This is a genomic window from [Bacillus] caldolyticus (assembly GCF_003595605.1).
GTDB lineage: Bacteria > Bacillota > Bacilli > Bacillales > Anoxybacillaceae > Geobacillus > Geobacillus thermoleovorans.
Window position 1 is genome coordinate 2,066,978 of sequence record NZ_CP025074.1, and the last position, 21,605, is coordinate 2,088,582.

Consider the following 21,605-nt stretch of genomic DNA (forward strand, 5'->3'; position numbering starts at 1 on the left):
GAGCGAAAGATGAAATGGAGCGAGTTTTTCGTAACCGGAGAGCCGCTCATTTACGCGGCTGATGTCGCGATCGTTTTAACGATAATCGGCATTGTGTTCGTCTTGACGTATTTTAAAAAATGGAAATGGCTGTGGAACGAATGGCTCACTACCGTCGACCATAAAAAAATCGGCGTCATGTACATTATTTGCGCAGTTTTGATGCTCTTCCGCGGCGGCGTTGATGCGCTTTTGATGCGGGCGCAGCTGACGGCTCCGAATATGAAATTTCTTGATGCCCAGCACTACAATGAAATTTTTACGACGCACGGGACGATTATGATTTTGTTTATGGCGATGCCGTTCATCATCGGCTTGATGAACATCGTCGTTCCGCTGCAAATTGGGGCGCGCGACGTCGCGTTTCCATATTTGAATGCGTTAAGCTTTTGGCTCTTTTTCTTCGGTGCGTTGCTGTTTAACATTTCCTTTGTCATCGGCGGATCGCCGGACGCCGGTTGGACGGCGTATTTCCCGCTCGCGGGGAATGAGTTCAGCCATGGCGTCGGCAACAACTATTACGCTGTCGCTTTACAAATTTCCGGGATCGGAACATTGATGACCGGGATCAACTTCCTTGTCACGATTTTAAAAATGCGTGCGCCGGGCATGACGTTGATGCGCATGCCGATGTTTACGTGGACGATTCTCATCACATGCGTGCTCATTATTTTCGCCTTCCCGGTGTTGACGGTCGCCTTGGCATTAATGACGTTCGACCGCGTATTTGGCACGCAATTTTTCACGATGGCCAACGGCGGCATGTCGATGCTCTGGGCGAACTTGTTCTGGATTTGGGGCCATCCGGAAGTGTATATCGTCATTTTGCCGGCGTTCGGCATTTTCTCGGAAGTGGTCAGCACGTTTGCGCAGAAACGGCTGTTCGGTTATAAGGCGATGGTCGGTTCGATCGTGGGCATTGCGTTTTTAAGCTTTATCGTCTGGGTGCACCACTTCTTTACGATGGGCGCAGGGCCGGCCGTGAACTCTGCCTTCTCGATCACGACGATGGCGATCGCCATTCCGACCGGGGTGAAAATTTTCAACTGGCTGTTTACGATCCGAAAAGGGAAAATTCGTTTTACAACCGCGATGCTTTGGTCGCTGGCGTTCATTCCGAACTTTGTCATCGGCGGCGTGACAGGCGTGATGCTGGCAATGGCCGCGGCCGATTATCAATACCATAACAGCTATTTTCTGATTGCCCATTTCCATTACGTGTTGATCGCGGGTACGGTGTTCGCCTGCTTTGCCGGTTTGCATTATTGGTATCCAAAAATGTTTGGCCATATTTTAAACGAGCGGCTCGGCAAATGGACGTTTTGGCTGTTTATGATCGGCTTTAACATCTGCTTCTTCCCGATGTATTTCCTCGGGTTGATGGGGATGACGCGCCGCATGTACACGTACTCGGCTGGTCTCGGCTGGACGCCGCTCAACGTCGTCGCGACGGTCGGGGCGGTGTTGATGGGCATCGGGTTTATCGTGCTTTGTTACAACATTTATTACAGCGCCCGCTACGGCGAGCGCGACATGACCGGCGACCCGTGGAACGGACGGACGCTTGAGTGGGCGACCGCGTCGCCGCCGGTGCATTACAATTTCCCGGTGACGCCGGTTGTCGAAGATGTGGACGCGTATTGGGTGATGAAGAAAAAGTATGGCGGCTTCCACGTGAAAGAAGAAGACTTGAAGCCGATCCATATGCCAAGCAACTCAGGACGCCCGTTTTGGATGTCGGTGGCGTTTTTCGTCGCCGGGTTCGGCCTTGTGTTCAAGTGGTTTGCGTTGGCTATCGTTGGTGCGTTGTTCATTGTGCTTGGATTGATTCTCCGCTCATTTGAAGACGATGATGGCTACCATATTCCGGTTGACGAAATCAAACGGATGGAACGAGCGGCGCGGAAGGGGGCGTGACGAATGGGAGAAGCTGCACATCGCTATGAGGAAACGGTGCCGCTGGAGTATCGGACGCAAGAAAGTCGGTTGAACATATTGGGTTTCTGGATTTTCCTCGGGGCGGAAGTCGCGCTGTTTGCGACGCTGTTTGCGACGTATCTCGTCTTGTTCCAACGGACCGGCTCGGGGCCGACGGCAGCGGAGCTGTTTGAGGTAAAAGACGTTTTGATCGAAACGTTGTTGCTGTTGACGAGCAGTTTCACATGTGGGTTGGCCATTTTTGAAATGCGCCGCGGCCGCATGAGCGGGCTGATCGCTTGGCTGCTCGTGACGCTTCTGCTTGGGGTGGGGTTTATTACGGTTGAAATTCGCGAGTTCATCCATTACGTCCATGAAGGAGCGACGATGCAGACGAGCGCATTTTTATCAAGCTTTTTCGTGCTCGTCGGCACGCACGGCGCCCACGTCAGTGTAGGGATTGGCTGGATGATTTTGATCATCATCCAGCTCCTCCAGCGCGGCTTTACGCCGAAAACAGCGCGCAAAGTGTTTATCGTCAGTTTGTATTGGCACTTTTTGGACGTCGTTTGGATTTTCATCTTCACGCTCGTCTATTTGTTAGGGATGGTGATCTAACATGGGCGCAAACAGCCATCGCGAATCATTTCCGTGGAAACATATCATTGGGTTTTTGTTGTCGCTCGTCTTGACGTTTGCGGCTCTTTGGGTGGCGCTCTCGTCTGGGCTGCCGCTTAAAGCCGTGATCGTCATCATCGTCTTGTTCGCGATCATCCAAGCGAGCTTGCAGCTGTTTCTATTCATGCACGTCAACGAAAGCGACAGCGGCAAAGTGCAAACGTTCAACATGGTATACAGCTTCTTTATTGCTGTTGTCGTTGTCGCCGGTTCGATTTGGGTGATGCAGTTTGTGTTGTAAAGCGAGGCTGGCCGGGGTTCGGCCGGCTTTTTATGTTCAGAAGGGCTTTTGTGGTGTCATAGATGCCTGAAATGGGGGAGCCGTTGACGGAACATTGAAGAGATGGAGAGGCAACGTGGTTGCATTATAGGGGGCATGATATGTGCCTAAAAAAAGTCGTCTTGCCTCAAACAGGCAAGACGACGTTTTACAGCACTTTTGATAAAAACGCTTTCGTCCGCTCATGCTGCGGGTGGTCGAACAAGTCTTCCGGCTTCCCTTCCTCGACAATGTAGCCGCCGTCCATAAACAGGACGCGGTCGCCGACTTCACGGGCAAAGCCCATCTCGTGGGTGACGACGACCATCGTCATCCCTTCATTGGCCAGCTGCTTTATGACCGAGAGCACTTCCCCGACCATTTCCGGGTCAAGCGCTGACGTCGGCTCGTCAAACAGCATGATTTTCGGTTCCATGGCGAGCGCCCGGGCGATGGCGACGCGCTGCGCCTGTCCACCGGAGAGGGAGTCCGGGTAGACGTGCGCTTTGTCTTGCAGCCCGACTTTGGCGAGCAGCTCCATCGCCTTCGCTTCCGCTTTTTCACGCGGCCATTTCCGCACTTTCATCGGTGCCAGCGTGATATTGTTCAGCACCGTCATATGCGGAAACAAGTTAAAGCGCTGGAACACCATTCCGACTTCTTCCCGCACTTTATTTAAGTTCGTGTCTTTCGCCTTTAAATTAATGCCGTCAATAATAATTTCACCTTCATCGAAATCCTCAAGCAAGTTTAAGCAGCGTAAAAACGTCGATTTTCCCGACCCCGATGGGCCGATGACGACCACGACTTCTCCTTCGCGAATATGGACATCGATTCCTTTTAAAACTTGGAGCGAACCGAACGATTTTTTCAGCTGGCGTACGTCAATCATTGGGTCGAATACTTCCTTTCAAGATAGTGTGACAGTTTGCTTAACGAAAGCGTTAAGAGCAAATAGATGAACGCCACTGTTAAATACGGCTCCCAAACGCGGTAATACTCACCCGCGGCCGCTTTCCCCCAATACATGATTTCCGGGGCGGCGATGACCATCCCAAGCGACGAATCTTTAATTAAGACGATAAACTCGTTCGCAAACGGCGGAATCATTCGCTTTAACGCCTGCGGCAAAATAATGTAGCGCATCGCCTGCGCATGCGTCATCCCAAGCGAGCGGGCCGCTTCCATTTGCCCTTTGTCGATCGACTGGATGCCGGCGCGGAAAATCTCGGCCACATACGCGGCCGAGTTGAGCGACAGCGAGACGGCCAGGGAAGCGACGGCATTTGGCTGGGCGAAAAAGAGCGGCATGGCGCCGAAATGGACGAGCAAAATTTGCACGACAAGCGGCGTACCGCGGAAAAAGTGAATGTACCACGAAAACGGCAAACGAATAATCGGGTTGGACGACATTTTGCCAAGGCCGATGAACAGGCCGAGAATGAGGCCGAACACGATGCCGGCTAATGATACGCCGATCGTTACGAGCAGCCCTTGCCAAAAGTAAGGGGCGTATTCAACAATAATATCAAAACGAAAATCCATCGATCTCACCTTTCTCTAAGAAAAATGCGTAACTTGCTAGCAGTTACGCATTTTTCTATGTTCGTGCGCTTATTGTTGTTTTAAGCCTTCCATATTCGGTTCTTTGCCAAACCATTTTTTGTAAATCTCTGTATATTTGCCGCTGTCGATCACTTTTTGCAATGCTTCGTCCACTTTGGCTTTCAATTCGCTGTCTTTCGGGAAGATCATGCCGTAGTATTCCGAAGCGAAGTTTTGTGGATCTTCAATGACTTGCAATTTTTTGTCCGGATTGTTTTTCACGTATTCGTTTGCCACCGCGTTGTCCGTGATGACAGCATCAACACCGCCGTTTAGCAGTTCCATAATGGCAACAACACTCGTTTCGAATTTTTTAATATGATCGCCTTTGCCAAATAGCTTCTCCGCAGCTTTTTGACCGGTTGTCGCGTTTTGAACGCCGATCGTTTTCCCTTTTAAGTCAAGGGCGTTTTTCACCGGGCTGCCTTGTTTGACTAAGATGACTTGTGTTGCTTCAAAGTACGGAGCTGAGAAATCATAAGATTGTTTCCGCTCGTCCGTAATCGTAATGCCGGAAATGCCCATGTCGATTTCTTTGCTTTGCAGCGAAGCGAACAGCGGATCCCAGCCGATGTTTTTTAATTCATAATCCAAGCCGGCTTCTTTCATCACCGCATCCAAAAGGTCGGCGTCAAACCCAACAATTTTTCCTTTTTGCATATATTCAAATGGCGCAAACGCCGCGTCCGTCCCGACGGTGATTTTTTGCTTCCCTTCTTTTTCAGCGCCTGACGGAGAGCTTGTTTCTGTCGACTTGCCACAAGCGGCGAGCGCCATAAACAACACAGCAACGACCGCTACGATCAAACCTTTCTTCATTTTTAACATCCTATAAAATCCCCCTTTGGAATCATTGTCGATGAACGATTATCATACTATCAATATTTTTGTTATTATGCAATAGGTTTTATAAAAATAATTGTTTGAACATTTTGGCACTGCCGTATAAATGGGGAAAAGGCGCATTTTTCAATGTTTTTCGCCAAATTAACTGAAGGGCATATGGCTAATATCATTTCGTGTGCATTTTTATAAAATAATTTTTTATGTATAAAAAGACATAAACGATTGATTTTGAATTTACAGAATATTATACCAGAAAGAGGGTAGAGTTGGCAAAGGTTTTGTCAATTTGTTTATTATAGCGGTATGGAAAAATAAATACTATTGTGTAAATACTATCAATTTCGTTATGATGAAAGTGGTGACAAGACAGTAGAGGAAGGAGAGCCCATATGGTTTTATTTTCCGTCATTGTGTATTTAGTCGGCATGCTTTGGATTGGCTATTGGGCGTATAAACGGACGTCCAATTTGTCTGATTATATGCTTGGCGGCCGGACGCTCGGACCGGCGGTGACGGCGCTCAGCGCCGGGGCTTCCGACATGAGCGGCTGGCTGCTCATGGGGCTGCCGGGGGCGATGTATGTCGATGGGGTGAGCGCCGCCTGGATCGTCATCGGCTTGACGCTTGGCGCTTATGCAAACTGGTTGTTTGTCGCGCCGCGCTTGCGCGTCTATACGGAAGTAGCGAACGACTCGATTACGATTCCGGAGTTTTTGGAAAACCGATTCGGGGATGCCACGAAATTGTTGCGGATGGCATCTGGGCTTGTCATTATGGTCTTTTTTACGTTTTATGTCTCGTCCGGCCTCGTTTCGGGGGGTGTTCTGTTTGAAAACTCATTTGGTGTTAGCTACCATACGGGATTGTGGATCGTTGGCGGTGTTGTTGTCGCCTACACGCTGTTTGGCGGCTTTTTGGCCGTCAGCTGGACGGACTTTGTCCAAGGGACGATTATGTTCATCGCGTTGATTTTAGTGCCGGTCGTGACGCTGTTCCATACAGGCGGGCCGGTGGATACGATGGAGACGATTCGCGACATCGATCCCAACTTGTTGAATATATGGAAAGGAACAAGTTTTCTTGGCATCATTTCATTATTCGCCTGGGGGCTCGGGTATTTCGGCCAGCCGCACATTATCGTCCGCTTTATGGCCATTAAGTCGGTGAAAGAAATGAAAAGCGCCCGCCGCATCGGCATGGGCTGGATGATTTTCTCCGTTGTCGGAGCGATGTTGACGGGTCTTTTTGGAATCGCTTATTTTTCGCAGCGCGGCATGAAGCTTGATGATCCGGAAACGGTGTTTATTCAACTCGGACACATTTTGTTCCATCCGATTATTACCGGGTTTTTGCTGGCGGCGATTTTAGCGGCGATTATGAGCACGATCTCGTCACAGTTGCTCGTCACGTCGAGCTCGCTGACCGAAGACTTGTATAAAGTCGTGTTCCGCCGCGCGGCTTCGGATAAGGAGCTTGTCTTCGTCGGGCGTTTGTCGGTGCTCCTTGTCGCCATTGTCGCGACAGCGCTGGCGTACACGAAAAACGACACCATTTTAAACTTGGTCGGCTATGCGTGGGCTGGATTTGGCGCATCGTTTGGCCCCGTCATTTTGCTTAGCTTATGCTGGCGGCGGATGACGAAATGGGGGGCGCTCGCCGGCATGGTCGCCGGGGCGGCAACGGTCATTTTGTGGACGCAGTCGGAGTATTTGAAAGGGCTGTTGTATGAAATGATCCCCGGTTTTGCCGCCAGCTTGGCAGCGATTGTGATCGTCAGCTTGCTGACGAAGGAGCCAGAAGGGAAAGTAGCTGAACAATTTGATCGATTCAAGCAGTTGCTGTCCTAAAAATAGGCAAAAGGGTGTCCCCTTGCGCAGGGGCACCCTTTTTGTCGTTTAGGACTATTTCACTTGATTCCAATCCGGGTACAAGTCGATGCGCCGGTCGCGCCATGTCGCGACCGATCCTTTTTCCCGCACTTTGCGAAGGAGCGACAAGTCAAGGTCAGCGGTAATGACCATGTCGCTGTTGATCTCGCCCGCCGCAAGGACGCCGCCTTGCGGGAACGGGATGTCGTTTGGCGTGATGACGGCCGCCTGGCCGAAGTTGGCGCGCATAAAGTCGACCGTCGGAAGCGAGCCGATCGTGCCGGTCGTGACGACATACACTTCGTTTTCGATGGCCCGCGCGTGGCAGCAATACCGTACACGGTAAAACCCGTGCCGATCGTCGGTGCACGACGGACAGAAGATGACGTCCGCCCCTTTGGCGCGCGCCAGGCGAACGATTTCCGGAAACTCGATGTCATAGCACGTCAAAATGGCGATCGTCGCTTTGTCCGTTTCAAAGACGTGCAGTCCGTCACCCGGGGCGATGTTCCATTCGTTGGCCTCGGTCGGGGTGATGTGCAGCTTCGCTTGGCGATGGATCGTTCCGTCCGGCGCAAACAAGTGGGCGACATTGTACAGCTTGCCGTTTTCGCGGATGACATGCGTACCGCCGATCAAATACATGCCCGTGTCTTTGGCGAGCGACGTAAACAGCCCGCAATACGGCTCCGTGTAGTCCGGCAAGTCGTCGATCGCTGCTTGACGTCCGTCATCAAGTGGAATGGAAAGCAATTGGGTCGTGAAAAATTCTGGGAACAAGACAAACTCGGCGTCAAACTCTTGCGCTGTTTTGACGTAATGCGTCACTTGCGCGGCAAACTCGTCAAACGAACGGATCGTATGCAAATGATATTGGACAGCGGATACGCGCAATGGCGGCACCTTCCTTTCTATTTCCATATGGCATCTATTTTAGCACCATGCAAACCGTTTCGAGGCATTTGATTTTTCAATATGCGCAGGCCCCGCTCCCTTCCTATTTCAAGGAGGGGAGTTGCGGAAAAAGACAAGGACGAGGTCTTGTCTATTATTGTTCGCCGTAGCGTCGGTACGCGCCGTGATGCGTCGGGCCGACGTATTCGTTTAACGGGAACGAATGGCGAATGGCGGCGGTGATGAACGCCTTGGCGGTGGCAATGGCGTCTTTCACCGGCCGGCCTTTTGCCAGTTCGGCGGCGATGGCGGCTGAGAACGTGCAGCCTGCTCCGTGCGTATACGTCGTGTCAATCCGCTCCGATTCGAGGAGTTCAAACGTTTTGCCGTCGTAAAGGACGTCAACCGCATAGTCATGCGGAATTTTCCGCCCGCCTTTGACGATGACATATTGGGCCCCGAGTTCATGAATGCGCCCGGCCGCTTCCTTCATGTCCTGGATCGTTTCAATGCGCGGCAAGCCGGAAAGCTGCGCTGCTTCGAACAAGTTTGGCGTCACGACCGTTGCTTTTGGTACAAGCGTTTCCCGGTAGCACACTGTATTTTCCGGATGGAGCGGCTCATCCGCCCCTTTGCACACCATAACTGGATCGACGACCGCATTTTTCAAACCATGCTTTTCAATCGTCCGCGCCGCTAATTCAATGATATCAGTTGTCGGAAGCATGCCTGTTTTTAAGGCATCAATCCCGACGCCGACGATGATCGTCTCAAGCTGGGCTTCGATCGTTGCTAGGTCAACGGGGAACACTTGGTGCGCCCACCGGTTGTGCGGGTCCATGGCGACGATGGTCGTGATCGCCGTCATGCCGTAAACGCCAAGCTCTTGGAACGTTTTTAAGTCCGCCTGCAGCCCGGCGCCGCCGCTGCTGTCCGAGCCGGCGATCGTTAACGCTTTTGGCATCGTCATCATCATCACTCCTTTGCTTCATAACATTATATCATGAAGCCGCCCTCAAGGACGAAATAGTTGTTCTACATCAACAGAAAAACCGTCAAGCGCGCGCGAATAGGCCATGCCGGTTTCTTTCCAGACGCCGGCTTGTTCATATTGTTCGTCGTCATTGAGCGAGTAGATTTGCACAACAGAGTGCATCGGGTTCACGATCCAATATTCACCGACTCCGTATTGCATATACAAATTCAATTTGAACACGAGATCGTACGCCTGGTTGGAAGGGCTTAAAATCTCGATGATCAGCGTTGGGACGCCGACAAATTTTGTATCCGTTAATCCACTTCGATCACAGATCACGGTTAAATCAGGGACGACAATTTTCTTGCCTTCGATTCGTTCGTTCTTTAGTTCGATATCAAACGGGGCATGAAACACTTCACACGGCTTTCCTTCTAAAAAATGGAACAGTTGGACGTGCAGCCGTCCCGATATGCGTTGGTGCTGGGTCGAAGGGGAGGGAGACATCAACACAGCGCCATCAATGTATTCTAAAACGCGGTCGGTTGTTTCCCGCATGCGATAAAATTCTTCAAGCGATACCGCCTGTTTTCCCGGAACGTTCACGAAATCACCTTCTTTCCCGCTTTCTATTTTCATTATACACTGGCCGCTTTGTCGAACGAAAATGATTTGGCATAACGCAACGGGTGATATACTCCCGCCGCCTACGCTCACTTGCAGAAATGGCGGCCTTGTCGGTTTAGGATGATAAAAAAAAGCCGCCCGCTATGAGCGGGCGATCATGGGAATGGACAATGATGAACAGGCGGCCGGCAGCGCGCGTTGTCGGCCGCGTCCATCATGGTTAGTTGGCGGCCAACGTTTTCCCGAGCGCTTCGCGGGCCGGGACGTAGCGATAGCCGAGGTCGCGGGCGACGGCTTCGTACGTGATTTCGCCGTTGGCGACGTTGACGCCAAGCTCGAGCGCCGGGTTGTCCGTAATGGCTTGCATGACGCCTTTATTGGCGATTTGCAAGGCGTATGGGATCGTGACGTTCGTCAAGGCGATCGTCGAGGTGCGCGGGACAGCACCCGGCATGTTGGCGACCGCATAATGGACGACGCCGTGTTTGACGTACGTCGGGTCGTCGTGCGTCGTGACGTGGTCGCTTGTTTCGACGATGCCACCTTGGTCGATGGCGACATCGACGATGACCGACCCCGGTTTCATCGCTTTCACCATGTCCTCGGTGACGAGCTTCGGCGCCCGCGCTCCCGGGATGAGGACGGCGCCGATGACAAGGTCGGCCTCTGCGACCGCTTCGGCGATGTTCATCGGGTTGGACATGAGCGTCGTAATTTGGTTGCCGAAAATGTCGTCAAGCTCGCGCAGGCGATCCGCGTTCAAGTCGATGATCGTGACATCTGCCCCGAGGCCGACCGCGACTTTTGCCGCATTCGTGCCGACGACCCCGCCGCCGATGATGACTACTTTGCCGCGGGCGACGCCAGGGACGCCGCCAAGCAAAATGCCTTTGCCGCCGTACGGCTTTTCCAAAAATTGCGCCCCGATTTGCGCCGCCATCCGCCCGGCGACTTCGCTCATCGGCGTCAACAGCGGCAGCGTGCGGCCGACTTGCACAGTTTCATAGGCGATGGCGATAACGCCGCTTTCTTTTAACACGCGCGTCAACTCTGGGTCGGCGGCCAAATGCAAGTAGGTGAACAGCACAAGCCCCGGACGGAAGAAGCGGTATTCGCTTGGCAGCGGCTCTTTCACTTTCATCACCATATCTGCTTGCGCCCACACATCTTCCGCTCGCTCGATGATTTGTGCTCCGGCACGGGCGTAATCGCTGTCGTTGAAACCGCTCCCAACCCCTGCCTCTTTCTCAATGAGCACCGTATGTCCTGCCTGAACGAACGACAATACGCCAGCCGGCGTAATGGCGACACGGTTTTCGTTATTTTTAATTTCCTTTGGCACCCCAATAATCATGAATATGGTTCCTCCTCATCAAAAGTGGCCTTACTTATAGTATAAAAGAGACGGAACGGGCCGGGCATTGTTCAAAAAAGAGAAAGAAGCGCGTGGGTTTTGTGGATTTCCACAAATTCAACCGCGCGCTTCGTATTTCGCTAATTTAATATCGATGTATAATTTGATTTTTTGATTCATGTCATTGAGATCAAGCTCGGCGATGTCGGCAATCCGCTTGAGCCGATAAGCAAGCGTGTTCGGGTGAACGTTGAGGACGTCGGCGGTTTCTTGCACATTTTCGTTATGGTCAAAAAATGTTTCAAACGTTTTCACCAAGTCGCTGTGGTGTTTCTGGTCGTACGACTGCAGCTTCGTTAACGCTGGGTTGGTCCATTCCCCTTGCCGCTTTTGTTCAAGCAAAAAATCAAAAAATTGGTAAATGCCAAGCTGGGCATAGCCGTAAACCGACTTGATTTCATCGCCGAGCTTTTCTTTCAGCGCCAGGACGGCGAGCGCTTCGCGGTAGCTTTTTTCAATGAGGCGATAGGCACCGTACACGCCGCCAAACCCGCACTGCACATCGTGGATGTGAAATCGTTCTTTCATTTTGGCGGCGAACGATTCGATGAATGCACTCAGCTCTTTCAGCGGCTGGTCAGTTTTGGGCGCCCCAAGCAAAATCACATCGCGGCCGTCGGTCGTATAAAGAAGAATCGGGATTTGCTGAGTCGTCTGCAAGAGATAAGAAATTTGCCGCTCCATTTCGGCGGTCAAATCAGCGGCAAAGCGGAAGACGACAACGGCAAACTGCGGTGCGGTCGGGATTTGCATCGCGGCGAGATGAGCGCGAATCTCGTCTTCGGCCGCGATATGGCTCGTCAGCAACTTCCAAAACAGCTCCTGCACCCGCTCTTCTTTTTTGTTTTTGCGCATATACAGCTGCAACACTTTGTTTTTCGCTGCCTTGGCGGCGAGTTTGAGCCATTCCATCTCCTCAGGCGACAGCGTCCGGTTCGTTTCCAGCACCCAGATGAAACCGATCACCTCATCGTTTTTCCAGATCGACACAGCGACGCGGCTGCCGAGGCCGACGTCATGAATCGGCGGCACGCGCACCGGCTCACGGCTTTTGAGCAGCGCCGGGATGGCGCCTTGTTTCCATAAGCTGTTGATCACTTTTTCCGGGACGCGCCGGCTGATGATCGTCGCCGTCCGCGCCGGATCGGTGTAATCGTCATGGGCGCTGTAGGCGATGAGCCGATGGTTCGCATCTTCGATCGTCACCGGGCATTTCAGCACGTCGCTGACGCGGTCGGCAAACTCTTCAAGGCTGTCAAATTCGCCGCGGAACGGGTCGGTATAGTGAGACATATTTGTTTCCCCCGCATCGTTCATCAGATTGTAGTTTGATTTTACCACAAATAAGGGTTGCCATCGTGTATTCTATAATAGATGGAGAGGATTAGGTGCGCTTTCTGTTGAACATATGGATAAGGAAATGTTTCATCAGGGAGGAGACTGTTGTGAAAAAATGGGAAATCGCCGTCATCCCTGGCGACGGCATTGGCAAGGAAGTTGTACCAGCGGCGTTGGATGTGTTGAAAGCGGTTGCGGACGTCCATGGAGGGATTTCTTTTTCTTTCACTGAATTTCCGTGGAGCTGCGACTATTATATGGAGCATGGAAAAATGATGCCGGATGATGGGCTGGAGACGTTGCGGAACTTTGACGCCATTTTCCTTGGAGCGGTCGGCAATCCGAAGCTTGTCCCTGACCATATTTCATTATGGGGATTGCTTCTGAAAATTCGCCGTGAATTTGAACAAGTGATCAACATTCGCCCGGCAAAATATTTCCGCGGCTTATCCTCGCCCCTGGCCGAGCCGCGCGAGTTTGATTTCATCGTCGTCCGCGAAAACAGCGAAGGGGAATATAGCGAAGTCGGCGGGCGCATCCACCGCGGGGAAGACGAAATCGCCATTCAAAACGCTGTCTTTACCCGCAAAGGGACGGAGCGGGCGATGCGTTATGCGTTCGAGCTGGCGCGGAAGCGGAAACGGCATGTGACGAGCGCGACGAAATCGAACGGCATTTTCCATACGATGCCGTTTTGGGATGAAGTGTTCGCCGACGTCAAGCGCGACTACCCGGATGTCGCGACCGCGTCGTACCATATTGATGCATTGGCCGCCTTTTTCGTGACAAGGCCGCATACGTTTGACGTCGTTGTCGCGAGCAACTTGTTTGGCGACATTTTGACGGACCTTGGCGGCGCTATTATGGGCAGCATCGGCATCGCCCCGGCGGCGAACATCAACGTCAACGGCAAGTACCCGTCCATGTTTGAGCCGGTGCACGGCTCGGCGCCGGACATTTACGGCAAAGGCATCGCCAACCCGATCGGGCAAATTTGGACGGCGAAACTGATGCTTGACCATTTCGGCGAAGAAGAGCTCGGCGCCCTTTTGTTGCAAACGATTGAGGATGTCACCGCTGACGGCATCAAAACGCCCGATCTCGGCGGCACGGCGACGACAAAGGAAGTGACGGAAGAAATTTGCCGGCGGCTGCGCAAACGAGGCTGATGAAGACCGATTGGGGCGGCGCGGTTGGCACTGTCCTTCCGTTTTCGGTATACTGGTTGTCAGACAAACCGAATAGAAAGGATGACGCCCGTTGTTCAAAAAATGGTTTGGCAAGCAACAGCCGAAGGAAGAGACGATCACCGCACCGCTTGACGGAACGATTGTGCCGCTTGAAGACGTGCCGGATCCGGTGTTTGCGCAAAACATGATGGGCGATGGCATCGCCATCGACCCGGCGGATGGGGATGTCGTCGCTCCGGTGGACGGGGAAATCGTCCAACTCTTTCCGACGAAGCATGCTATCGGCTTGCGTTCGGAAGCGGGTGTGGAGCTGCTCATCCATGTCGGCATCGACACCGTGTCGATGAACGGGGAAGGGTTTACCGCCTATGTCAAAGCCGGCGACCGAGTGAAACGGGGCGATCGGCTTCTTTCTGTCGACTTGCCGCTTGTGCGCGAGAAAGCGAAAAGCGCGGTGACGCCCATCATCATTACGAACGGGGATGCCCTCAAAAGCCTTGAGAGAAAGGCCGAGGCATCAGCCAAAAAAGGCGAGACGGTCTTATTTCATGTGAAAATGAAATAAGGGCGGCAGGGAGGACATATGGCGTTTCGCATCCATAAGATTTTAAACAACAACGCCGTTGTCGTGCTCGATGAAGGCAAAGAGAAAATTGTCATGGGCCCGGGGATTGCGTTTCAAAAGCGGAAAAACGATCTCATCCCCCCGGGCCGTATTGAGAAAATTTTCGTCATGGAAGAAGAAAATGAGAAGTTCCAGCAATTGCTTCGCACGTTGCCAGAAGAACATATCGATATTGCCGAAGAAATTATCAGCTATGCGGAAGGCAAACTGCAAGCACCGCTCAACGACCATATTCATATTGCGCTGACTGACCATTTGTCGTTTGCCATCGAGCGGTTGAAGCAAGGTTACCGCATTCAAAACAAATTGCTCAATGAAATTAAAGTGCTATATAAGGCGGAGTATGAAATTGGGCTATGGGCGAAACAGTTGATCAAAGAGCGGCTTGGCATCGAGATTCCCGATGACGAGGTGGCCCATATCGCCCTTCATATTCATACGGCGAAACTCGATGCCGCCAGCATGAACAAAACGATGCGCGAGACGACGCTCATTCATGAATTCGTTGACCTTATCCAAACGGAGCTCGGCATATCGATCGATAAGGAAAGCATTTCATACCAGCGGCTGCTCACTCATTTGCGCTTTGCCTTAAGCCGCATCGAAAACGGGGAGCCGATTCATTCGATGGATGAGGAGATGCTTGCGCTCATTCAGACAAAATATGCAAGGGAATGGGCGTGTACACAAAAAGCGGCAAGCTATGCAGAGAAGGAATATGGCATCCGTTTTCCGGAGGAGGAACTCGCCTATATCGTCCTCCATATCCAACGGTTGCGAAAGCGTTGACAAAAAAAGCAAGTTGCCGTATAATGCAAAACAGACAACGAAATATTGCGGGATTGTAACTGCTTCGAGCAGGCAAGACCTAAAACGTATGAAGGGAACGGCAAGTGAGTCATGCCGCTAGATCGCCCTTTGTATGTTTTAGGTCTTTTTTGTTTTTCATTTCACCATCATTCAGAAGGAGAGGAGTTCACCGATGAATTATGAACACATTGCTAAACAACTCATCCCGCTCCTTGGCGGGAAAGAAAACATCATTAGCGTAACTCATTGCGCGACACGGCTTCGCCTCGTCTTAAAAGATGACAAAAAGGCCGAGGCGAAAGACATTGAAAACATTGAAGGGGTTAAAGGGGCGTTTTCCAGCTCCGGACAGTTTCAAATTATTTTTGGCACCGGCGTGGTGAATAAAGTGTATGAGGCGTTTGTCCGGGAAGCAGGGATACAGCAAGGTGATGCTGATGCTCATCAAGAAGCCATCAAGCAAAAAATGAATCCGCTCGCCCGCTTTGCGAAGACGTTGTCAAACATTTTTGTCCCAATCATCCCAGCCATTGTCGCGAGCGGTTTGTTAATGGGTTTGCTTGGGATGATGAAGGCGTTCAAATGGGTGGCGGCAGACAGCCCGCTGTATATTTTGCTTGATATGTTTTCGAGTGCGGCGTTTATTATTTTGCCAATTTTAATCGGCTTTAGCGCGGCGAAAGAATTTGGAGGCACGCCGTTTTTAGGGGCGGTCATCGGCGGTATTATGACTCACCCGGCGCTATTAAACCCGTGGGGATTGGCCGAGGCCAAGCCAAACTATATGCATTTTCTTGGCTTTGATATCGCTATGGTCGGGTATCAAGGGACGGTCGTGCCGATTTTGCTGGCGACGTATGTGATGAGCAAAGTGGAGCGTGGATTGCGAAAAGTTGTTCCCCATGCGGTCAGTTTGCTTGTTGTTCCATTTGTGACCGTCATTTTGACGGGATTTATTACGATTTTGGCCATTGGTCCGCTCGGCAATTTGATTGGCGATGGGATTACGAAGGTGTTGAACTTTGTTTACCATTATGGCGGTGCGTTAGCTGGCCTTATCTTTGGTGGATTGTACTCGATGATCGTCATTACCGGTGTGCATCATAGCTTTCATGCCATTGAAGCGAACTTGTTGGCGAAACTTGGGGTCAACTATTTACTGCCAATTTGGTCGATGGCCAACGTCGCCCAAGGCGGCGCCGGTTTGGCTGTATTTGTCAAATCGAAGCGGACAAAAACAAAAGAGATTGCGTTGCCGGCGGCCTTGTCAGCTTTTTTAGGCATTACCGAGCCAGTCATTTTCGGGGTGAACTTAAAATACCGGAAGCCGTTTATCGCTGCGGCCATTGGCGGCGCGCTCGGCGGAGCGTACGTCGTATTTACGAATGTAGTAGCTAATGCCTACGGGTTGACCGGCATCCCGATGATCGCCATCGTTGCGCCGGAAGGGCTCACGAACTTAATGCACTACTTAATCGGTTTTGCCATTGCCGTCGTTTCAGCGTTTGTGGCGACATTCCTTCTAAAGTTCCGTGAAGAAGAAGAGTGAGGGGACAAGCGGATGAAATCCGAACGGGAACAGAAACTTATTGAACAAGCATACGCTGAAGTCGAAAAATATGAGACTCTTGTCAATCGTGACCGGTATCGGCTTCGCTACCATCTCATGCCTCCTGTCGGGTTGATGAACGATCCAAACGGGCTGATCGACTGGCACGGAACGTATCACGTCTTCTACCAATGGATGCCGTTTCGCACCGGCCATGGCGCCAAGTTCTGGGGGCATTATACATCCCCAGACTTGGTTCATTGGCAAGCAGCGCCGATTGCGTTAGCGCCAAGCGAATGGTATGACAAAGATGGCTGCTATTCCGGCAGTGCGATTAGTTGCGATGGAAAACTCGTGCTGTTTTACACTGGCAATGTGAAAGATGAACAAGGAAACCGCCAAACGTACCAATGCATGGCCGTATCGGAAGATGGCATTCATTTTACAAAAAAAGGCGTCGTCATTACACTTCCGGACGGATATACGGCCCATTTCCGCGATCCGAAAGTATGGCGGTATCAGGGCCATTGGTATATGATCCTGGGGGCGCAAAGCGAAAGCGGCGATGGAAAAGCGGTGCTGTTTCGTTCCGCTGATCTTTGTCATTGGGAGCATCTTGGCCCAATTGCTGGCGGCAACATGAACGGGCTTGGTCCGTTTGGCTATATGTGGGAATGCCCAGACTTGTTTCCATTAGATGGGCAAGACGTACTCATCGTCTGCCCGCAAGGATTAAAACCGGACGGCATGCGCTACCAAAACGTCTACCAGTCAGGTTATTTTGTCGGCCGCTTCGACTACGAACGGGCCGAATTCCTTCACGGGACGTTTGAGGAGCTTGATCGCGGCTTTGAATTTTACGCCCCGCAAACGATGCTTGACCGGAACGGGCGGCGCATCCTCATCGGCTGGATGGGTGTGCCGGATCAGAATGAAGACCGTCAGCCGACAGTGAGCCACCGCTGGGTGCACGCGCTCACCTTGCCGCGCGAACTTCGCCTCACTGGCGGCAAGCTGAGACAGACGCCAGTGGAAGAGCTGAAACAGTTGCGCAAACAAAAAGTAGCATATCCAAGCGCCACTGTGGTGAATGAGCTGAGGTCATGGCCGGGACTCGAGGGAGATGCGATCGAACTTCGCCTCGACAATATCGAACTGTTCGGAAGCATGATGGAAATTTACTTTCGCCATGCGGCTCGCCTTGTTTACAATAGTGACGAAGGGGTATTGACGCTTGAACGGAAAAGCTTTGTGAACGGGCTGACGGAGAAGCGGCAATGTCGATTGCCACGTCTTCGTTCGCTTCATGTTTTCCTTGATACGTCATCGATCGAACTGTTCGTCAATGATGGCGAAGAGACGTTCACTGCGCGGTTTTTTCCGCATCCGGACGACCAAACGATTTTCTTTGGCGCTCATGGGCATCTTCAGATGGACATCGAGAAATGGGAATTATAAGGTTTGTTTGTGTGCAAGGAAGCTGCCAAGGAAGCGTTTGCGTATTGGCAGCTTTTTATGACAACGGTGATCCATTAGATTACTAACTGTAGATGAGCAAAATCATTAACATAAATTTACATCGAAACAAAAAAGGGGCTCTTCACCACAAGTTGTACTTGAGATTTTAAGATAGGTATGCATAGGGAAAATAGAGGATACAAAAAATGCGAATTTTCCTGTATGGTAAAGGTGTCCAAACCAAACCATTGGAGGAAAATTCGCATGTACGCTCAGTTTATCAAAGAACTCATCGATTTACCAGATGTTTTGATTCAAAAGGTGCGAAAAGAAGAAGAACGTTAGATTTTCGAACTTTCTCTTCCCGAACAATGCCCGTTATGTCCTGTTTGCTTGAAACGCACGATCAAAATGACAGGAAAAAAGAAGCAATGGATGCATGGGTATGCTCAACGGATCGGCATCTTTTGGGTGGAACTCCCTGTGGAGCGTAGACGTTGTTGTACATGTGGCATGACATTCAGCACGTCTTATCCCGGAATTTCCCCTCGAAGTGCAGCGACGGATGCGTTTCAGCAATGGGTGGCGCAATCTTGCATCGGAACATCCATTCAGGCGGTGGCTCGTATGCTCAAGCTTCCGTACACGACCGTTGAACGCTGGTTTTATACCCATGCCCCTTCCTTCCTATCGAATGACATCCAACCAAAGGCAGTTTGTGTCGATGAGTTTGCGTTTCGAAAAGGACATGATTACGGAGTGGCAGTCATGGATGCCGAAACGGGAGAAGTGTATGCCGTTGAAGCAGGAAAGAACGAGGAAGCCATTGGACGTGTGTTGGCTCCTGTGTCTGGTTCTGTTCAGTATGTCGTGAGTGATTTGGCTCCAGCGATGAAAAAAGCCATTCAAGGGGTGTGTCCGGAAGCGAAGCATGTGGTCGATTATTTTCATGTGATTCAATTGTTTACGGAAGCGTTGGATCGATGCCGCCAATCCTTCGGAAAAGGGAACAAGAAACACGGGCATGTTCGGTATGTTTGCCGCTTATTGACCCAGTGTCCCGAGAAACTCACCGAGGAGGAGCGCCAAACGGTGCGGGAGTGGCAGAAAGAGAGCGATTCCTTGCAGGCTGTCTATCAATCCCTTCAACATTTTCGTTATGTATCCAAAAGCCAAAGCGAGCGACAAGCGAAACGTCGTTTGAACGCCTGGGTTCATCGGTATTTGTTTTGTCCTTGTTCTGCTGTTCGCGCCATCGCAAAATCACTCGTCAAACGAACAGACGAAATCATATCGTGCATTTTATCCCCTTATTCAAATGGGAAAATGGAGGGAACAAATAACAAGATCAAGCTGATGAAACGTCGGGGATACGGATACAGAAATATCCAGCGTTTTGCATTGCGGGTTCGGCTAGAAACAGCTAACATACTTTCATGACAGGTGCAAGTACAACTTTTGGTGATGAACCAAGAACTTTAAATAGAGATGGTGAAAGATTATAGAAGCACGCGCAATCTTGTAGCGTTGGATCAGGGATGTAAAAATGTTTTGCGAATAACTGTTTAGTTAGATCATCTTTTTCGCCAAGATCACCGCTCTTTCGAAAAGAAAGAGCGGTGATCTTTTTTACTAATATCGTTTCTTCCGCTGGCTAAGCCATAGCGGAAAACGAATGATAAAGCTAAGGAACAGCACTAGCAACACAAGGAGGGCGGATGTTTTTTGGGCAATTTGCTGCGCATCGGCCACGAGCGCTTCAGACTGAATGTACCACAAATGGACCGGGAGAGTCGCGCCTTCGGAAAGGAGATGAAAATCCCACATCTCGCCAGATGACGATGTCCCACCGACTAGCAAAATGATGGCCGATTCGCCAAATGCTCGGCATGCGACAAGGCTGATGCCGGTCAAGATGCCTTTCATGGCGGCAGGGAGCACTGTTTTGACAATGGTCTGTGCTTTCGTTGCGCCTAAAGCGAAGGAGGCTTCCCTCCAAGTGGAGGGAACTGCCGTGATCGCTTCTTCGGAGACGCGGGCTAAAACTGGGAGATTGAGCAATGCCAGTGTAATGGATGCTCCTAAAATGGTCACGCCGATTTGAAAGTATTCCACAAACAAGGCGTAACCGAATAGACCAAACACAATTGATGGGACAGATGCCAAACTTTCAATGGCCGCCCGCACCCATTCCATGATTCGGTTGTTTGGGGCGTATTCCGCTAAAAAAATACCGGCTCCAATTCCGATGGGCAATGACAAAAGCAATGATAGCACGAGAATGTAAATCGAGTTCCATAAGAACGGCCCAACTCCTCCTCCAGCGTCGATTTCTTCAGGCAGTCCAATGAGGAAATGGATGTCAATGTCCGGCAATCCTTTTCGCACGATCATATAAAGAAGGGATAAGATGATCAAAAAGACGGTTGCGGAAATGATGCTGATTATACTCAGTACGAGTCGATTCATGAGACGGCGGATGCGGAGCCGACTCATTTTTCCATGAAGGCCAGGGGCTTGATTGTTCATGATGACGGTCCTCCTTTCAGACGCAAGCGGCGAATCATCATAATGAAAGAAATGGAGATGAAAAGCAGCAAAAGCGCCATCATATAAAGGGCATGGTTGGTCGTTGATTGAAAATCGACGTTTAAAATTTGCATCACGATATGGCTGGTCAACACACTTGATGGCGTGACTAAATCAAATCCCCATTGCGCCACGTTGCCGATGACCATGACGACGGCCATTGTTTCGCCAATGGCGCGTGCCATGCCGAGGATGACAGCAGCGGCAATCCCAGATTTCGCGGCAGGAAGCAATATTTTGGAAATCATTTCTATTTTGGTCCCTCCAAGGGCGTAGTTGGCCTCCCGCCATTCGTTGGGAACCGCGCAAAGTGCATCGTCGGTAATGCGGGTGATGGTAGGCAAGATCATCATCGATAGCACGATCGCTGCCGCAAGAATTCCATCTCCCACTGGAGCGCCTGTAAGCTTACGAATCCATGGGACGAGCAGGGTGGCTCCCAAATATCCGTAAACAATGGATGGGATGCCGACCAACAAATCAAGCAGCGTCCGAAGCCATTGTTGAAGCCGGGGAGGGGCCATCTCCGCAATAAATACGGCTGTCGAAATGGAAATCGGTGTGGCTATCAACAGCGTCACGAACGTTACATATAGCGTTCCGGTGATAAAGACGGCGGCTCCGTATCGATGATGTTCTGGATCCCATCGGGAGGAGAAGAAAAATTCCCACGGAGATACATCTCGAAACACGAGAAGGCCTGTTTTGCTGACGAATAGAACGATGGCGCTCAATACGACAATTAGAAATACGATGCTTGTCAAGCAAAAAAAACGAAACAGACGGTCGAATCGATATTTCGTGGTCCAGCGTTGACGTTGAGCGGTCAACAAGCGGGTGGCCTCAGTCCAATCAGGAGACAGCTTTTCCATTTTCCTTTCCCCTTTCTGTCATCGAACGGAAAATCAGCCTCTCCGCCAATA

The 21,605-nt window shown here is 51.1% G+C and carries 19 protein-coding genes and 1 pseudogene; 10 read left to right on the plus strand and 10 right to left on the minus strand.

What is annotated here, in order from left to right; all coding sequences use genetic code 11:
* Nucleotides 1–9: 9 nt before the first annotated feature.
* Genes qoxB through qoxD form a run of 3 tightly spaced genes read left to right on the plus strand, consistent with a single transcriptional unit; the run spans nt 10 to nt 2,875 of the window.
* The gene (gene qoxB / locus CWI35_RS10785) at nt 10–1,956 is read left to right on the plus strand and encodes a cytochrome aa3 quinol oxidase subunit I (protein ID WP_119877718.1); all 1,947 of its coding nucleotides are present in this window, start codon (nt 10–12) and stop codon (nt 1,954–1,956) included.
* Nucleotides 1,957–1,959: 3 nt separating this feature from the next.
* Nucleotides 1,960–2,574: a cytochrome aa3 quinol oxidase subunit III gene (gene qoxC, locus CWI35_RS10790; protein WP_015376112.1), complete on the plus strand. Its 615-nt coding sequence runs from the start codon at nt 1,960–1,962 to the stop codon at nt 2,572–2,574.
* A gap of 1 nt (nt 2,575) precedes the next feature.
* Entirely contained in the window at nt 2,576–2,875 is a 300-nt protein-coding gene (qoxD, locus tag CWI35_RS10795; protein ID WP_011232920.1) for a cytochrome aa3 quinol oxidase subunit IV, read from the plus strand.
* Nucleotides 2,876–3,062: 187 nt separating this feature from the next.
* Here qoxD and CWI35_RS10800 read toward each other — a convergent pair whose 3' ends face one another.
* The 3 genes from CWI35_RS10800 to CWI35_RS10810 form a co-directional block, all read right to left on the minus strand.
* Nucleotides 3,063–3,785, minus strand: coding sequence for an amino acid ABC transporter ATP-binding protein (locus tag CWI35_RS10800; RefSeq protein WP_033009164.1), 723 nt, complete (start codon nt 3,783–3,785; stop codon nt 3,063–3,065).
* Nucleotides 3,782–4,438, minus strand: a complete 657-nt coding sequence (locus CWI35_RS10805; RefSeq protein ID WP_047819165.1) for an amino acid ABC transporter permease — start codon at nt 4,436–4,438, stop codon at nt 3,782–3,784. Before CWI35_RS10805 ends, CWI35_RS10800 begins: the two co-directional genes overlap by 4 nt.
* A gap of 69 nt (nt 4,439–4,507) precedes the next feature.
* On the minus strand, nt 4,508–5,326 hold the full coding sequence (locus CWI35_RS10810; RefSeq protein ID WP_119877719.1) for a basic amino acid ABC transporter substrate-binding protein: 819 nt from the start codon (nt 5,324–5,326) through the stop codon (nt 4,508–4,510).
* Nucleotides 5,327–5,733: 407 nt separating this feature from the next.
* Between CWI35_RS10810 and putP the strand changes: the two genes are divergently transcribed.
* Nucleotides 5,734–7,191, plus strand: a complete 1,458-nt coding sequence (gene putP, locus CWI35_RS10815) for a sodium/proline symporter PutP (protein ID WP_119877720.1) — start codon at nt 5,734–5,736, stop codon at nt 7,189–7,191.
* A gap of 54 nt (nt 7,192–7,245) precedes the next feature.
* On the opposite strand, the gene CWI35_RS10820 is transcribed toward putP, so the two are convergent.
* The 5 genes from CWI35_RS10820 to CWI35_RS10840 form a co-directional block, all read right to left on the minus strand.
* Complete coding sequence (locus CWI35_RS10820; protein ID WP_095860151.1) at nt 7,246–8,106, minus strand: carbon-nitrogen hydrolase family protein; 861 nt, start codon at nt 8,104–8,106, stop codon at nt 7,246–7,248.
* A 154-nt stretch (nt 8,107–8,260) separates the two neighbouring features.
* Nucleotides 8,261–9,076: a pyridoxine/pyridoxal/pyridoxamine kinase gene (gene pdxK / locus CWI35_RS10825; protein WP_100659932.1), complete on the minus strand. Its 816-nt coding sequence runs from the start codon at nt 9,074–9,076 to the stop codon at nt 8,261–8,263.
* A gap of 45 nt (nt 9,077–9,121) precedes the next feature.
* Nucleotides 9,122–9,721, minus strand: a complete 600-nt coding sequence (locus CWI35_RS10830) for a Uma2 family endonuclease (protein WP_119877721.1) — start codon at nt 9,719–9,721, stop codon at nt 9,122–9,124.
* Between the two features lie 208 nt (nt 9,722–9,929).
* Nucleotides 9,930–11,063: an alanine dehydrogenase gene (gene ald, locus CWI35_RS10835; protein ID WP_094239385.1), complete on the minus strand. Its 1,134-nt coding sequence runs from the start codon at nt 11,061–11,063 to the stop codon at nt 9,930–9,932.
* Nucleotides 11,064–11,180: 117 nt separating this feature from the next.
* Entirely contained in the window at nt 11,181–12,416 is a 1,236-nt protein-coding gene (locus CWI35_RS10840) for a PucR family transcriptional regulator (protein ID WP_119877722.1), read from the minus strand.
* A 152-nt stretch (nt 12,417–12,568) separates the two neighbouring features.
* On the opposite strand from CWI35_RS10840, the gene CWI35_RS10845 reads away from it, so the two are divergent.
* From CWI35_RS10845 to CWI35_RS10870, 6 genes and pseudogenes are all read left to right on the plus strand, one after another.
* Nucleotides 12,569–13,630, plus strand: a complete 1,062-nt coding sequence (locus tag CWI35_RS10845) for a tartrate dehydrogenase (protein WP_063330615.1) — start codon at nt 12,569–12,571, stop codon at nt 13,628–13,630.
* A 91-nt stretch (nt 13,631–13,721) separates the two neighbouring features.
* Nucleotides 13,722–14,216: a PTS sugar transporter subunit IIA gene (locus CWI35_RS10850; RefSeq protein ID WP_064213669.1), complete on the plus strand. Its 495-nt coding sequence runs from the start codon at nt 13,722–13,724 to the stop codon at nt 14,214–14,216.
* A gap of 18 nt (nt 14,217–14,234) precedes the next feature.
* Complete coding sequence (locus tag CWI35_RS10855) at nt 14,235–15,065, plus strand: PRD domain-containing protein (protein ID WP_033015391.1); 831 nt, start codon at nt 14,235–14,237, stop codon at nt 15,063–15,065.
* A gap of 193 nt (nt 15,066–15,258) precedes the next feature.
* Nucleotides 15,259–16,635: a sucrose-specific PTS transporter subunit IIBC gene (locus tag CWI35_RS10860; protein ID WP_119877723.1), complete on the plus strand. Its 1,377-nt coding sequence runs from the start codon at nt 15,259–15,261 to the stop codon at nt 16,633–16,635.
* Nucleotides 16,636–16,647: 12 nt separating this feature from the next.
* Nucleotides 16,648–18,093 (plus strand): glycoside hydrolase family 32 protein, encoded by a 1,446-nt coding sequence (locus CWI35_RS10865; RefSeq protein WP_011232907.1) that lies wholly within the window; start codon nt 16,648–16,650, stop codon nt 18,091–18,093.
* A 264-nt stretch (nt 18,094–18,357) separates the two neighbouring features.
* A pseudogene (locus CWI35_RS10870) lies at nt 18,358–19,533 on the plus strand (ISL3 family transposase).
* Nucleotides 19,534–19,725: 192 nt separating this feature from the next.
* On the opposite strand, the gene pstA reads toward CWI35_RS10870, so the two are convergent.
* Nucleotides 19,726–20,622, minus strand: coding sequence for a phosphate ABC transporter permease PstA (gene pstA / locus CWI35_RS10875; protein ID WP_011232904.1), 897 nt, complete (start codon nt 20,620–20,622; stop codon nt 19,726–19,728).
* Nucleotides 20,619–21,554, minus strand: coding sequence for a phosphate ABC transporter permease subunit PstC (gene pstC, locus CWI35_RS10880; RefSeq protein ID WP_011232903.1), 936 nt, complete (start codon nt 21,552–21,554; stop codon nt 20,619–20,621). Before pstC ends, pstA begins: the two co-directional genes overlap by 4 nt.
* Between the last annotated feature and the right edge of the window lie 51 nt (nt 21,555–21,605).

What these genes read in the sequence shown, in the direction of transcription:
- qoxB (WP_119877718.1), top strand. Translation starts at nt 10, where the DNA reads ATGAAATGGAGCGAGTTTTTCGTAACCGGAGAGCCGCTCATTTACGCG.
- qoxC (WP_015376112.1), top strand. Translation starts at nt 1,960, where the DNA reads ATGGGAGAAGCTGCACATCGCTATGAGGAAACGGTGCCGCTGGAGTAT.
- qoxD (WP_011232920.1), top strand. Translation starts at nt 2,576, where the DNA reads ATGGGCGCAAACAGCCATCGCGAATCATTTCCGTGGAAACATATCATT.
- CWI35_RS10800 (WP_033009164.1), bottom strand. Translation starts at nt 3,785, where the DNA reads ATGATTGACGTACGCCAGCTGAAAAAATCGTTCGGTTCGCTCCAAGTT.
- CWI35_RS10805 (WP_047819165.1), bottom strand. Translation starts at nt 4,438, where the DNA reads ATGGATTTTCGTTTTGATATTATTGTTGAATACGCCCCTTACTTTTGG.
- CWI35_RS10810 (WP_119877719.1), bottom strand. Translation starts at nt 5,326, where the DNA reads ATGTTAAAAATGAAGAAAGGTTTGATCGTAGCGGTCGTTGCTGTGTTG.
- putP (WP_119877720.1), top strand. Translation starts at nt 5,734, where the DNA reads ATGGTTTTATTTTCCGTCATTGTGTATTTAGTCGGCATGCTTTGGATT.
- pdxK (WP_100659932.1), bottom strand. Translation starts at nt 9,076, where the DNA reads ATGACGATGCCAAAAGCGTTAACGATCGCCGGCTCGGACAGCAGCGGC.
- CWI35_RS10830 (WP_119877721.1), bottom strand. Translation starts at nt 9,721, where the DNA reads ATGAAAATAGAAAGCGGGAAAGAAGGTGATTTCGTGAACGTTCCGGGA.
- ald (WP_094239385.1), bottom strand. Translation starts at nt 11,063, where the DNA reads ATGATTATTGGGGTGCCAAAGGAAATTAAAAATAACGAAAACCGTGTC.
- CWI35_RS10840 (WP_119877722.1), bottom strand. Translation starts at nt 12,416, where the DNA reads ATGTCTCACTATACCGACCCGTTCCGCGGCGAATTTGACAGCCTTGAA.
- CWI35_RS10855 (WP_033015391.1), top strand. Translation starts at nt 14,235, where the DNA reads ATGGCGTTTCGCATCCATAAGATTTTAAACAACAACGCCGTTGTCGTG.
- CWI35_RS10860 (WP_119877723.1), top strand. Translation starts at nt 15,259, where the DNA reads ATGAATTATGAACACATTGCTAAACAACTCATCCCGCTCCTTGGCGGG.
- CWI35_RS10865 (WP_011232907.1), top strand. Translation starts at nt 16,648, where the DNA reads ATGAAATCCGAACGGGAACAGAAACTTATTGAACAAGCATACGCTGAA.
- pstA (WP_011232904.1), bottom strand. Translation starts at nt 20,622, where the DNA reads ATGAACAATCAAGCCCCTGGCCTTCATGGAAAAATGAGTCGGCTCCGC.
- pstC (WP_011232903.1), bottom strand. Translation starts at nt 21,554, where the DNA reads ATGGAAAAGCTGTCTCCTGATTGGACTGAGGCCACCCGCTTGTTGACC.